At 34.4% G+C, this 12,721-nt stretch carries 14 protein-coding genes and 1 tRNA gene; 3 read left to right on the forward strand and 12 right to left on the reverse strand.

Annotated elements, in window-relative coordinates; genetic code table 11:
- Window positions 1–555 precede the first annotated feature (555 nt).
- The 7 genes from ABIB30_RS24670 to ABIB30_RS24700 all read right to left on the reverse strand — a co-directional run bounded on the left by ABIB30_RS24670 (window position 556) and on the right by ABIB30_RS24700 (window position 6,640).
- Window positions 556–1,293, reverse strand: a complete 738-nt coding sequence (locus ABIB30_RS24670) for a hypothetical protein (protein ID WP_354305686.1) — start codon at window positions 1,291–1,293, stop codon at window positions 556–558.
- Complete coding sequence (locus ABIB30_RS24675) at window positions 1,286–2,401, reverse strand: AAA family ATPase (protein WP_354305687.1); 1,116 nt, start codon at window positions 2,399–2,401, stop codon at window positions 1,286–1,288. Before ABIB30_RS24675 ends, ABIB30_RS24670 begins: the two co-directional genes overlap by 8 nt.
- A 142-nt stretch (window positions 2,402–2,543) precedes the next feature.
- Window positions 2,544–3,206: a DUF4145 domain-containing protein gene (locus tag ABIB30_RS24680; protein WP_354305688.1), complete on the reverse strand. Its 663-nt coding sequence runs from the start codon at window positions 3,204–3,206 to the stop codon at window positions 2,544–2,546.
- Window positions 3,207–3,478: 272 nt separating this feature from the next.
- Window positions 3,479–5,380: an AAA family ATPase gene (locus ABIB30_RS24685; RefSeq protein WP_354305689.1), complete on the reverse strand. Its 1,902-nt coding sequence runs from the start codon at window positions 5,378–5,380 to the stop codon at window positions 3,479–3,481.
- Window positions 5,367–5,870: an ABC-three component system middle component 5 gene (locus ABIB30_RS24690; RefSeq protein ID WP_354305690.1), complete on the reverse strand. Its 504-nt coding sequence runs from the start codon at window positions 5,868–5,870 to the stop codon at window positions 5,367–5,369. The genes ABIB30_RS24685 and ABIB30_RS24690 overlap by 14 nt, the downstream gene beginning before the upstream one ends.
- Window positions 5,871–6,437, reverse strand: coding sequence for an ABC-three component system protein (locus tag ABIB30_RS24695; protein WP_354305691.1), 567 nt, complete (start codon window positions 6,435–6,437; stop codon window positions 5,871–5,873). It abuts the gene before it with no gap.
- A gap of 5 nt (window positions 6,438–6,442) precedes the next feature.
- Window positions 6,443–6,640: a hypothetical protein gene (locus ABIB30_RS24700; protein WP_354305692.1), complete on the reverse strand. Its 198-nt coding sequence runs from the start codon at window positions 6,638–6,640 to the stop codon at window positions 6,443–6,445.
- A 368-nt stretch (window positions 6,641–7,008) separates the two neighbouring features.
- On the opposite strand from ABIB30_RS24700, the gene ABIB30_RS24705 reads away from it, so the two are divergent.
- The gene (locus tag ABIB30_RS24705; protein ID WP_354305693.1) at window positions 7,009–7,674 is read left to right on the forward strand and encodes a hypothetical protein; all 666 of its coding nucleotides are present in this window, start codon (window positions 7,009–7,011) and stop codon (window positions 7,672–7,674) included.
- Window positions 7,675–7,779: 105 nt separating this feature from the next.
- Complete coding sequence (locus tag ABIB30_RS24710) at window positions 7,780–7,914, forward strand: hypothetical protein (protein WP_354305694.1); 135 nt, start codon at window positions 7,780–7,782, stop codon at window positions 7,912–7,914.
- A gap of 395 nt (window positions 7,915–8,309) precedes the next feature.
- Here the strand turns inward: ABIB30_RS24710 and ABIB30_RS24715 are convergent, their stop codons facing one another.
- From ABIB30_RS24715 to ABIB30_RS24725, 3 genes are read right to left on the reverse strand one after another with little or no spacing between them, the layout of a single operon-like run.
- Window positions 8,310–8,687, reverse strand: coding sequence for a hypothetical protein (locus ABIB30_RS24715; RefSeq protein WP_354305695.1), 378 nt, complete (start codon window positions 8,685–8,687; stop codon window positions 8,310–8,312).
- 11 nt (window positions 8,688–8,698) lie between these two features.
- Entirely contained in the window at window positions 8,699–9,451 is a 753-nt protein-coding gene (locus ABIB30_RS24720) for a hypothetical protein (RefSeq protein ID WP_354305696.1), read from the reverse strand.
- 10 nt (window positions 9,452–9,461) lie between these two features.
- A complete protein-coding gene (locus ABIB30_RS24725) occupies window positions 9,462–10,355 on the reverse strand; it encodes a HEPN domain-containing protein (RefSeq protein WP_354305697.1) in 894 nt (297 codons plus the stop codon).
- Window positions 10,356–10,743: 388 nt separating this feature from the next.
- Here ABIB30_RS24725 and ABIB30_RS24730 point away from each other — a divergent pair, with 388 nt between their 5' ends.
- Window positions 10,744–11,058, forward strand: a complete 315-nt coding sequence (locus ABIB30_RS24730) for a helix-turn-helix domain-containing protein (RefSeq protein WP_354305698.1) — start codon at window positions 10,744–10,746, stop codon at window positions 11,056–11,058.
- Between the two features lie 99 nt (window positions 11,059–11,157).
- Here ABIB30_RS24730 and ABIB30_RS24735 read toward each other — a convergent pair whose 3' ends face one another.
- Window positions 11,158–12,378: a site-specific integrase gene (locus tag ABIB30_RS24735; RefSeq protein ID WP_354305699.1), complete on the reverse strand. Its 1,221-nt coding sequence runs from the start codon at window positions 12,376–12,378 to the stop codon at window positions 11,158–11,160.
- Between the two features lie 249 nt (window positions 12,379–12,627).
- A tRNA-Lys gene (locus ABIB30_RS24740) sits at window positions 12,628–12,700 on the reverse strand.
- Window positions 12,701–12,721: the final 21 nt, after the last annotated feature.

The following is a 12,721-nucleotide window of genomic DNA, read 5'->3' on the forward strand; positions in this document are numbered from 1 at the left end:
GTTGTTTTGACCTGGACTTGCCATGCTCTCGCGTTACTTTAGCACTGCTCTTACCCTAACGAGTACTCGGACAGTACTCAGGCAGTACCCGGCCGATATAGATCTGTTATTTAGCTGTTTTGAATTTATTTACTAACAGCCCGCCCTTGTTTCCCCTGTTTAGCGTGTCAAAGATTTATGCTTAAAAAGAGCATCCTCCACAAGTTTATGACTTGATCCACCTGATCCTGATTAATGTGTATTTTGAAATATCCCCTAAACAAAAAAAGCTTGCAATCATGTGATCTGCAAGCTTTTACGTAATTTTGATACTATTCTCTGTGATCCCGCTGGGATTCGAACCTAGTGCGAAAAGCGGGGTTTGTTCGTTATCCGGGAGGTTTTTGGATTGGTACTCACCTAATGACTCACCTTTATTTTGTACGTTTTTGCTGTAAATGCTATATCATAAATATATTAAATTTAGTGGACTTTATTGCGATTCGTTCTTTATAAAGAGTTAATTTTGAAACAACAGGGAGTAATAGGTTCTCTAAAAATCATATAATATTATTTCTACTTTTTCCTGTGGGCATCTAAAATTTTATTAAGTGCGTCAACTACATCTTCTTGTTCTTGTTCTGATTGATCTGGTTTCAGCTCATCTAACTCAGAACTTGCAGCATCAAATTTCTGTTGTAGCTCAACGTTCTTATCTTTAAGCTCTTTGAAATTAATAAATAATGGTGATAAATAGTAACTATAATATATCCACAATATCAAAAGAAAAATAGCTATTCCACCTGTAATTACGAAATAGTTGTTTTCATCTCTCTTAGTAATGTGTTTTATTTCTTTAACTCCTTGATTATCTATATATTTTATAATCAAACTTCCAGGTTTTTCCCTGAACCAAAACTGACATAGTACGTCTGCTCCTTTAACTAGCCGGGGAGTTTTAATCTTCATTATTCCACCGTCGATTTTAATTTCAAAAGCATCTTCTATTGAGGATGCTTTTGAATTCATGATTTTAGCATTAGTGTTTACAAATATTTTCAAATCTGAAGCTGAGGTAGTTTTAATATTCATTATCGTAACTTCTCTGTAAAACTTGAAAGAAGAGTCCTGAAGTTCTTTTGATATCTTTCTAAAAGAATCCTTAGGATATTGGATTTCAACATCTTGGGAGCTATAAAATAGTTCTGCTTTTTGCCATCTTTCCAAAAAATTATTTCCAAATAGCATTGCAACTAATGATATAAAAATACCTATTAAAGTGAGATAATTAGCCTTGGTAAAATCCTTAAACATATCGCAGATTTTTTGTAGTATCAAATACAATTTCACTTTTTTCAAATCCAAAACTGCTATTTGAGAATTCTATATATTGAAGATCATACTCTTGTACCATATGATCTAAAAAAGTTCTGAATTGCAAATTTCTATGGTTATCAAAGTGTAATAATCCTGAATCATTTATTATCAGTCCGATCCCATTTGTTAAGTTAGAACTAGATTGGATAATAATTTCGAAAATTAGCGCTAGCAAGATTGTCTCTCCATAACTATTTCCTTTATAATTTCCCTCGAACAAGTCTTTCATCGAAGCTCTATCATCTATTATAAAGTTTCTTGCATACTTGGTGAAAATAGGTTCAAGGTGGTTCATTTTTTCTTGAAAAAGCCAGTCATTTTCTCTAATTATTTTTGCGAGAAATATTTTCGATTCATTATAAATTGCTGATAGATCAGTGAACTGCTCTTTATACTTTGTTAAAGTGCCATTCAGTATTTCCTGAATTGTATTTTTTTTCTCTGGAAATTCTCTGTCAAGAATAAAGGATATATCTTTTCGATATGCATCAATTTCGGCAAATGCTCCTTTTTTCTGTTTAATCTGTGCTTCAAGTTCCTTTATATAAATTTTAATTTTCTTAGGATAACTAGCATTGATCCCCATTAATAAGAGCTTATTTTCTTTTTGGGAACTGCTTTGCAAGTTTAGATTGTTATTATTATCACTGATAAAACTTTCTCTAAGTAATGATGCTAAATAACTTTTTTCAATCTCGAAATTATACTGAGGTTGAAAAATCTTAATAAGATAATTATCAAATGTAGAGCTTCCAACTATAAATAGTAGATCTTCTCCCATTGCAGAGATAATAATCTCTTGATCAATAAGATCTCTTTGAAAAATATAAGGGACATCATCAATGGTTATTTCAAGAGATACTTTGTCTTGTTTAATAAAAGAGCTAAAAAAACCTAAGTCCTTCCTAATTCCTAATATATGCTGAATAAGATTGAATATAGTCGTTTTGCCGCTAGCGTTGGCTCCTATAATGTAATTAATACCATTTTTGAAGTCTATTGTATGATTATCGAACTTTAGCCTTTTTAACTTGATTTTTTTCATATAAGTGTTTAGTATTATTACTAACGCAATTTTAAATTAATGTCCCTAAAAATTAGTAAAAGTACATATAATACTCCTTTAGAAACTTAGGATCTTCAGGCTATATTAGGTCATTCTTTTGTAGCTAATTCCGTAAATTTGTCTACTTTTTATCATCTTTTGGAATAGTTCTTTTGAGGTTTTTGCTCTTATGTTTCAAAGCCTCGGATTGAAACAAGTTTTCTATGATATCTAATACTCCCATGATTTCTTCCTTTTCAGCCTGGTAGCCCCTATGAATAGCCGCATGGCCATATTCAAGTGCAATTTCTAATAGTTCAATCGCTGAATCAGAAATAAACTTATCTTCTGCGAGTTTTTTTAGTTTGCGCTGAAAGGGCCCAATGTCACCGATCTTTTCTACCATAAACATATCTAATAATGTCCTTGCACCCATTAGTGGCAAACGAACATGTCCGGAATTAAAGGAACTGTAGATTTCAATAAAAAGTTCCATATAGCGTACGTTTAGATATGAGACCCAGTGCGGCATGTCCCTAATCTGTTTTTTGGGAAACTGATGCATTAGAATATCTGTTTGTTTGGGATCAAAACGTCTAATTACATTGAAATTAGTTTTTTCGCACCCTTGGCATTCCGAAATCTTCCATAACATAAATTCCACAGTCCATACACTCTGGCCACGGTTTCCCTCTTTATCGTAGCCGAAAATTTCAGGTATCATCACCTCATGTTTATCGAATAGTATTTTTTGTTTGGTTTCGCATTGACAGTTATAACAGAATATTTTTATAATTTCATCCATATTTGGGCGGTTAACAGGAGAGTAAATTTCACTTTATTTATTAATTATGGAGTATCTTGATTCTAAGATTGTAAAACAAATTATATGGCCAAACTATTTAACTGTTAATTATTTGTTTGCATTTGATGCTGTAAAACCGAATATCAGTGTAACCCTCCCTTTTTTCGAACCGTTTAGGAGGGGTTACAAGGAATAAGCAATTAGCGCATATTATAGGTAGGATTTTGATGTGAAAATAGGAACTCATTAATTGGTACAGATTAATCAAATATTTAAACTTTTAAAGTTTTATTACCTTGGTGATATTCAAAGCCTACACATAGTGAGGTGTTATTTAATTCATCAGAAACCATAGAAGTAGTGAAAATTATTTGATGAGTAGTTTCTATTCTTGCTGATATTTCAGCTATTACATTTTGAAAGTTTTGTGTACGTTCCTTTTCCATCCCTTTATCTTCCATATTATCGCATAGAATAAATTTTGGGTACCGCATAAATCCTAAATCTAGACTAGCAAAAAATATGGCAAAATGGATCGCATTTTTGAAGTATATGTTGGAGCTAGCAGAAAAACTATTGTTTCCATCAAGTGAAAATGTGTCTCTAGCAAAATCTATATCAACTTTTCTACTAGTTTTAAATTCTTCTTGCCTGTCAAGATCTCTTTTTAAAATTTCCAAAGTATAACTTTGTATTTTGTTAACAACAGAATTATAATTTTGTTGTTGTTTTTGCATTTTATTAGAAATATCTAATCTAAGGGTGTCAATTGACATTGATAAATCCGACAATTCTTTTCTTAAACTTTCAAGTAGGGCTACATTTTTAAGTTGTTGAGCCAAAAACTCTAATTTTTTAACTACTCCACCTTTCTCTACTAACATTTGATCAATCCTATCATCTCTTGTAGATTGTGTTTCAGCAATCGCAATATCTAGTTGTTTCTGAAGGCCACGTGCAATTTGAGTGCGTTCATCCAATTTCACTTTAAGTTCTTCAGCTTTTCTCTTTTTATTAACTAACAGACTTTTGGATTCCTTTGCTTGTAGAGCAAGTTCTTGTCTCATTCTTGACGCATAAGTTGCCTCAGATTCCTTTGAAAGAACTTGTTTACATAGACTACAGTTAGCCTCAGTATGAATATTATCTAAAAGACTGTGACACTGAGGACAGTGACTTAACTCTAGTTCGGAAAATATTTTTTTTGTTACAATAGCATTTTCTAACTCATATATTCTTTTTTCAAGCATTTCGATAAACTGACTGGAATCAAAAATATCATAATCTATATCTTCTATTTGGTTCTTCAGAACCTCTACTTCTTTTCTGGCCGGTATTAATTGATCTTGAATCCGTTCTGTCTCAAGTTGCGTATTTACTGAAGTTCGTACTCTAGCTTGTGCTTTTAATGTTTGAACTAAGGAGTCGATTTTTATAATATCTCCTTTAGACTTCTCAATTTCTTTATTTACACTAATTATACTTGTTTCATTTCCGGCATGACCATATACTTTACTTATTGCTTCAAATTGCTTTTTTTTCTCCTCATGAGTTTTGAGATTTTCACGAAGAGACATTCTGTCATTATAAAGTGAATCATCATAATATCCTAACAGGACTTCTGCGACTGTTAGTCTTGTTAATGGAATATCAAATCTTTCAAATCTAAATAGACTTTGAGCAGGTGAATCTTGATCAACGTAAATAAGACGTAATATTTGATGCATAGTAATATTACTATCGGTTTCAGTTTTTATCTCCGGAAAATTTAATGCATTAAATATTGCTCTTGTGAAACTGATTTTATTTTCGGTTTGTTTGTATGGAAATGTTTTCCAATTTAAATTGTCCGTTTTAGCTTTTTCATAGTCACCCCAATAAAGACTTAAGGGCTGTTGATTATTTTCGGATATTACTCTCTTGACAGTAATTGTAGCACCATTAATGTTTAATTCTGCATAGACATCACTACAAAATAAAGCTTGTTTAGTCCAATTGTTGAAATCTCCTCCTAAGGCGAAAAAAATGAAATTAGAAATAGTTGATTTACCAGAACTATTTTTCCCTCGTATAATATTAACTCCAGAATGAAATTTCTCATCATATGCAATAGCTCCTGTGTGTGTCACAAGTACTAATCTATTTACAAATAGGAATGGTTTACTTATAATCATATTTAAAATCAATCAATTTCGTTCTATACTTTAAGCCCCTGTCCCCATATAGAGGAAGATCTACAAATCCAGTAACTAGCTTTATAATATTTTGTCTTTCATCTTTTACATCATTAATTCTTTTCTTTAGTTCTTCAGGAATTTCTTTATCTGTCCGTTTTACGAAATTATTTTCTAAAGCTTCTGGTTCTATGAATCCATATGAGATGAGTGTTTTAATAGCCGTAATTTGAAAGGGTTTCATGCGCTCAAAAATTCTTCTGGAGTCTATTAGATCTTCGTAAGAATTAGGTTTGTCCTTGAAAATCTTTTTTAGTGCTAAAAGGTCAGAGGGAAAACTAATATGCCTTGCTTCATTTGGAAAGGTTAAATAGAAATCCCATATTCTTAGGCGTTCAATTTCAATCTCGTCATCTTTTAAGTTTGATAAGAGTTGAAGCAAACGAAATATACAATTGTAAAAATCAAAAGCAGGGTGATATATTAACATCTATTTTGTCCATTTAATATGGCAATTGCCAGTGAGAAAATAAAGCATTCCATTTATATCCTGCGCACTAAATCCTAGTGTATTATCTTCTAATTCAGAAAGTAAAGGTTGTACAATTCTTTCGCTAATTAAAGCATTAATAACTGTGGATTCTTTATTTTCACAGATTAAGGGATATACCTCGTTCATATAATATGACTGAACAAGCGCTAACAAATGTAGGTTTATCTTTTGTGCAGCTTCAGAAAATTGATGTTTATACAATTTTCTGTGATACCTGTCTTTTACATCTTTTGCGTATTCAATTAAATTAGTTCGGTTTCCAGCTATAAGTTTATTATCTAAACCAATGACAGTTTCATTCTGTTTTGGAGTATTAAAATAATCTAAATCGTCAATAAATTCAGTTAATTGTTTACTGCCGACTTGTTCTTCTTTAAGCTTATTAAGCAGGGTTTTCATTTGAGAAAACTTTTGCCCACTTAAATGTAAGTGACTGGATTTATCTATATCTCTTCCAGCAATATCACCACCTACTTCATTGTCTGAAATTCCTATCTTATCCATTAAGATTATTTTTTAATATCTCTACCCGCAATGTCTCCTTTCGCCTTGTTCTTTGAAATAGTTGTATTATTGGAATTATCATTGCCATTTGTTTTTTTTGAGTCTTTGTTTCTTATAATTTTTACGCCAAGGGTGATGCCTACGGCTGCAATTAGGGCAATAATAGCAAGAATAATTTGAGTGAAATTGTGACTTAAATTCATAAGATGAGCATTAATTAATGCGTAATATATAATTTAATTTCTATAATTAATAAGCCACCTATGATAATATATTTTGTTTAATAAATTACCATATATTAATAAATCGATATAGTTTTAATTATCAAATGATTTAAGGATTAAAATCTATATGAATACAGCATATTACTTATTGAAGGATTTACTATTAATTTTTAAAAAACTGATCACACTTAAAATATAAATAAATTTTACTACCAATTATATTAGTGCATTTTAAAATGGATTAATTAATGGAAACAAATACCATATAATAACGAATTGAAAATCACTTGAAATTATAATAATTTAATTAACTTTTGATATATTTGGACTATTAACGCACTCCAACAATGAGCCTTACCGAAAAACAAAGCGAAGCATTTGATAAAATAAAAGAGAAAAGTGACGATGATTATGAGAAAAACATAGTTTACATAGCTGCTGGTACTTTAGTATTATCAATGACATTTCTGGAAAAAATAATCAAGGTAGAGGTATCAACTGGAGTTTGGTTTTTAATTTTAAGTTGGATATTATTAGCATTAACCCTATTAGGAAACTTAGTTTCTCATCAGTTATCAAGTGTATTTCATGAAACTTGTAGAGATTTATATGAGCAGTGTGGTAAATTATCTGAAGATGCTTCAGAAGAAGATGAGAACGATTTTAAAACTAAATTGGATATAGCAGAAAAAAAGTTTAGCTGGTGTAATAATACGATGCGTAATTTAAATTGGGCTACTACTTTTTCACTTTTTATAGGTATATCCTTAATGGTAGTATTTTGCTCAGTTAATGCATTAAATGCCTCTAAAACTGTTGATAATACAAATAATCAAAAAAATACAATTATGTCAAAACAAATTAAACCTCAGACACAAAGTACTGATATCTCTAAAGGTAGAACTATGTCTTCTTCCGTAAAGCCAGGTACACAATCAGTAAATACTAATACTAGCAGTGCAACTCAAAATAATAATACAAATTCCGGCAGTAATCAATCAAGTAATAAATAGTCATGAATAATAAGCCTAAACCTAACAAAGAAAATACAAAAACTTTGAATGAAGGACGAACTATGTCAAAAGTAATAATACCAAAACCTAAGAAACAAAATAACAATGGCAACGGAAAAAACAAAACTGATGGTTGAAAAGCCATCTGATAAACAACCTGCAAAGCCAGGTCTGATAATAAAAACAGAAAAATTAGGGCGCACAATTAGTAAGCCAATTAACATTAACAAACCAAAGTAAACGTATTTCAGGAAGAGTCAATTTAGCGAGCGGAAGTTGGACAGTTGCCCTACTTTCTTAACCTATGCGCTGCAAATGGGGTTATAAGGATACTCCGGGTATCCTTTATGCCGCTGGCAATACTAAGATAAAGGAAACTGGTATACTGTTGGGTATACTCTAAGATATTGAGGGAGCAAGTTAATGTATTTGCTATACAAATACTCTTTTGTTTCTCCCGTTGGTCGGCTATATAGTTACTTTAATATATAGATGCATAGGCCTACGCGCATCTGCGGCCTGCGAAAACCTCCTGCCTGCTTTGGCCATTTGGTTTTCGCTTGGGTGTTTACGGAAAAGTTTCTGACTGTAAACACCGTCCTGTAGAGGAATACCCAATGCTGATATGTCCAACTTCATAGGCTGTCTGTCAGGTATTCTGCCCGTTTACTGAGTACTGCTTTATACCATTGCCTCATGATTTTTCTGGCTTCCTCTTCTTTTTTTACCACATCTTTCCGGTCAATTTCCAATAACCGTAGCAGTGTTTGTGTCAGGGTGCGTAAGTACTGCTCTTCCAGTTCTTCATCAACCTGGTAACAGGAATCATGCAGCTCTAAAAGGTTTACAAAAAATAAGGTTGCCCAGCGGTCATTTCCTGTGGTATTGCTATAATAAAAAGGAAAGGAGACTTTATCAACAAATAGCTGAACAAGGGTTTCAGGTTTGATCTGGTAAATGGTACAGAGGATGCTCAAATCCTCTGGTATATTGATGTTCATTTGCATTTCCATAATTCATAGGTTTAAGGTTGTTGGATCAGTTGATAATAATAGTCCAGATAAAACTCCCGAAGAATAGCTGTACGTTGGGCGAGGTCACGAATGGGGTAAAGTTCCAGTCGCATTTCCTGCATCCGGTCATAAAAATCCATTTCCAGATCAGTCAGTGTTGCAACGGTCGAAATGTCCCTTTCAAAACCATCTGCGATTAAAAAGTATAGTGCATAACAGGAATCTGGCTGTTCAATATTTAAGGCTTTCCGTGAATGGGCATCGGCCAGAGAAATTTTATTCATAAAGTATTCCAGATATTCTTTGGGATAACAGTTGTGTACCTCACATAAGACACAGAAATCTTTGGTCAATTCCAGTGGGGAATCTTCATCAAGGTAGAGTTTGTCTTTCGGGGCATATACCCGTTTCATGGTTTCAAAAAGCAGGGTAACCGGGGTACGGCATTGCCTTCTTTTAGTCAATGCTTGACCTGTTTTTTTTCTGCCCAGCCCGACAATCATGGAAAGGCAACTGGTCGCAGTGTCCTTACATTTGGCAAAAGCTTTGCTGGGTGCAGGATTGAGCTCTTTAGCCAGAATGTAATGGGTAATGGTAGTGACCGCTTCGGTATAACCCTGACTGTAAATCCTGCTAGTGGAATCAAAGACGGTAGCATGGTTGATAAAAATCTGTAAGACTTCCTGTACACTGATCATATAGATTCTACAGGCTACCTTAAATTCCAAGGGAACAGTGATGAGCTGGTGGTTGATCTTTTTCATCTGAGCAGGTTTAATCGACTAGGTTTAAATCTTGTTTCAACTCTTGATATACAGCTGCCTCAATACCCAGCTTTTCTATTTTATCATTGCACAGGGTTTTTGTCATCACTAAAAAGGAGGAAACTTTGGCAAAAAGCATAGTCGCATCTTTTTCAGCTACCGAAAAAGCAGAAGCGTAACGAGCGCCGGAGTAGCTTCTGAGCAATAGCTCAAAAAGCCTTTGATTTTCGGGATTACCAACCAGAAATAACTGATAAGGCTTTTCAGAAAAGGCACGACATAAACTCAGCATGCGTTTGAGGTTATGGATTTCAGAGCGGTAAGCCAGATGCACCCTAATTAAAGTAATGCAACATTGTTCTACCACCTGATGCAGCATAAAGGTAGAAACGGCAAATTGTCCTTTAGCTAAACATTCCCCGGCACCATTTAAAAACCCTTCTGCAAGCAGTATCCGGTGAGAGAAATGTTTGATTGCTTTGGTAGCCGCATGGGTAGGAATAAAAGGAGTGGAATAGTCCTGAACGGTCATTCCATCATGGCTATAGATCAATTGCCCTGTATTACAGGCGGTAATAAAAAACCGATTGTTGGCTTTGATAGCATGCAAGATGCTTTCTTTACCATGACAGAGAACAGTAATGCTGCCCTGCTGGTAATGGAAGTTAGAAAAGTCCTGCACCTCATGATCAATCCGGGTCAGGCTTTCCGTAATTAAAAGGAGGCAATAATTACAGTTATACTGTGTTTGATGATCTAAAAAGCACCCTTTAGTGTTAGCTAATACTGTGCCTTTAGAGATACAATAAATCTGTAAGGGCTGATATTTCAGTACAAGGGATTGAATGAATGTTTTAAAATAGCTGTTGTGGGCATCTACTGCCGAAAGAATCTGCATTTCCATATATTGATCTCATTTACTTTACAAAGTCAATGAGCCAAAAAGAATGTGGATAGCCCCCAAAGAGGGGGCTGGTCGCTCACAAACTAATTGCAAAAGAGGCTCTGGTAAGCCCACCTACACCTAAAATCAGATTTTAGTTTCAGCTTTACCGTTTCTTTCGAGACGGATAATCGTGCAAAAAATAAGCAAGCGCCAGCCCCACCTTTTATAGTACGGCCTACAAATGTAGTTATTTGGCGCTCCACTCACACTCGCACGATTAAAATTTACCAGATTCCTTTCGCGAGGCTCGTTATTCAAATTTGGATTTATCCTATAAATCCAATTATTTACGCATCCTATTTTTTATAATAACCTAATGTACGTATAGTTTCTTAATATTCCAAATTTGGAATATTTAATTCTGATTAAATACACTCTTTTTGTTGATATGGCAGAACAATACATTGACAAAGAATCTCTAAAAGCAATACGAACCAAGTTATGGGCAATTTCCAAAGAGAAACGTATTGGCTTAGAAGATATCGAAGACCGCACTGGATTTAGTTATAGTCAGGTTTATAGAATTGTCAGAGGGACAAACAATATATCGGTAAGCGGACTGATTGCTGTTTGTAAGGCTTTAGAGATACAGCCTGTAGAGGTATTTGATTTCAAAGTAACGATACCTAAGTATTCACCTACGAGGAAGAATTTTAAATAAAGCTTTTACATCCAGAATAAAAAAGGGCACAGCCAATCTCCGATCAGTTGTGCCCTTCTAATTAACGCTCTCAGTAACTAAAGCGTTGAAGAAAGCCAATTATTGTGTTACTGCATATTTTTTTCTTAGCAATGCCATATCTTCCCCAACTTTAATATCCAGTATTTTTGCATAGTGTTGCGTGGTTCTGATATTGGTATGTCCCAGCATCTTCGATACACTTTCAATCGGCACACCATTTAACAGTGTCACAGTGGTTGCAAAAGTATGTCTGGCAATATGAGAGGTCAGTTTTTTATCAATCCCGCAGAGATCAGCAATTTCCTTTAAATACTCATTTGTCTTCTGATTGCTGGGTACAGGCAGTAATGTTCCTTTATTCAGGCAAACTGGATGATTGGCATATCGTTCAATGATTTCACTAGCTGTAGGTAATAAAGGGATTGCGGAACGGGTTTTCGTTTTCTGGCGATGTGTATAAATCCATTGTTCTCCGTCATTGCCTTGACGGACATGCGAAGCTGTCAGTTTAAATACATCAACATACGCCAGTCCTGTAAAGCAGCAGAACAAAAATACATCCCTGACCTGTCCCAGTCGTTCAGTAACGAATACCTTATCTATTAATAACTGTATTTCCTGTTGACTGAGGTAATAACGGTCTACATTTTTTGATTTCCCCGTATAGCCTAAAAACGGGTCTGTTAAAATCCATCCATTGACCAGCGCAATATGAATGATCTTGCCTAAATTCTTTAGGTTTTTGACCACATAGTTATTTGCGCAGTTTTTATCGGAGCGCAGGTAGTAATCAAAATCACTAATAAAAGACTGGTCTACCTGCCTGATGTTCATATCCGATTGGCCATACTTGCAAAGCATAAAAGCACCAATGTGCCTTTCTAATACTAAATAACGGTTTAAAGTGCCCTGTACATAATCTTTACCGACCAGTACTTTCATCTTCTGATTGTGATCTTTAATCGCTTCTAGTAAAGAATGTGAAATAACCTCTTTACCCAGAAAACCGTTTTTAATGGCCTCGGCAGTGATATTTTCACCCGCAGCGCTTAGAGATTGTTGTGCCTGGTAAACCTGAGTTTGCAATCCATCAAGATAGGTGTTGAGTATTTTAAACTCTTCCCTTGAACCGATTGCCCTGCCAGCTCTGGCATTCCAGCGCAAAGGCTCACAATCCCTGCCGCTGGTTACCTCTGCACGTTTTCCATTAACTGTAATGCGCATGTAGATAGGGGCATTGCCGCTGATGTAGTTCTTTTGCTTTTTCAGATAGAAAAGCAAGCTAAAATTAGTTTTCATAATGTCAGGCATTAAGGGTGAAACAAAATTAGCATTGCAGAAAGACGTACACAAGATGTTCAATGACTGAACTTGTTGTATAACAATATGTTATACGTTATTCGGTGAGTCATTCAAATTTCAAAACTACTCACCGAATCGCTCACTTTTTATATGAGAAATCCTGCAAGTTTTGACACTCCCGTAAAAGTAAAAAGGCCGTTAATCATGCGATTAACAGCCTTTTGTACGTTTTGATATTGAATCTTGTGATCCCGCTGGGATTCGAACCCAGGACCACTACATTAAAAGTGTAATGCTCTACCAGCTGAGCTACGGAATCAATTCCCTTTTTGAAGGACTG

It is taken from the genome of Pedobacter sp. UYP1 (genome assembly GCF_040547305.1).
Lineage (GTDB): Bacteria > Bacteroidota > Bacteroidia > Sphingobacteriales > Sphingobacteriaceae > Pedobacter.

Coding starts and splice junctions, on each gene's coding strand:
- ABIB30_RS24670 (WP_354305686.1), bottom strand. CDS start 1,293: ATGTTTAAGGATTTTACCAAGGCTAATTATCTCACTTTAATAGGTATT.
- ABIB30_RS24675 (WP_354305687.1), bottom strand. CDS start 2,401: ATGAAAAAAATCAAGTTAAAAAGGCTAAAGTTCGATAATCATACAATA.
- ABIB30_RS24680 (WP_354305688.1), bottom strand. CDS start 3,206: ATGGATGAAATTATAAAAATATTCTGTTATAACTGTCAATGCGAAACC.
- ABIB30_RS24685 (WP_354305689.1), bottom strand. CDS start 5,380: ATGATTATAAGTAAACCATTCCTATTTGTAAATAGATTAGTACTTGTG.
- ABIB30_RS24690 (WP_354305690.1), bottom strand. CDS start 5,870: ATGTTAATATATCACCCTGCTTTTGATTTTTACAATTGTATATTTCGT.
- ABIB30_RS24695 (WP_354305691.1), bottom strand. CDS start 6,437: ATGGATAAGATAGGAATTTCAGACAATGAAGTAGGTGGTGATATTGCT.
- ABIB30_RS24700 (WP_354305692.1), bottom strand. CDS start 6,640: ATGAATTTAAGTCACAATTTCACTCAAATTATTCTTGCTATTATTGCC.
- ABIB30_RS24705 (WP_354305693.1), top strand. CDS start 7,009: ATGAGCCTTACCGAAAAACAAAGCGAAGCATTTGATAAAATAAAAGAG.
- ABIB30_RS24710 (WP_354305694.1), top strand. CDS start 7,780: ATGGCAACGGAAAAAACAAAACTGATGGTTGAAAAGCCATCTGATAAA.
- ABIB30_RS24715 (WP_354305695.1), bottom strand. CDS start 8,687: ATGGAAATGCAAATGAACATCAATATACCAGAGGATTTGAGCATCCTC.
- ABIB30_RS24720 (WP_354305696.1), bottom strand. CDS start 9,451: ATGAAAAAGATCAACCACCAGCTCATCACTGTTCCCTTGGAATTTAAG.
- ABIB30_RS24725 (WP_354305697.1), bottom strand. CDS start 10,355: ATGGAAATGCAGATTCTTTCGGCAGTAGATGCCCACAACAGCTATTTT.
- ABIB30_RS24735 (WP_354305699.1), bottom strand. CDS start 12,378: ATGAAAACTAATTTTAGCTTGCTTTTCTATCTGAAAAAGCAAAAGAAC.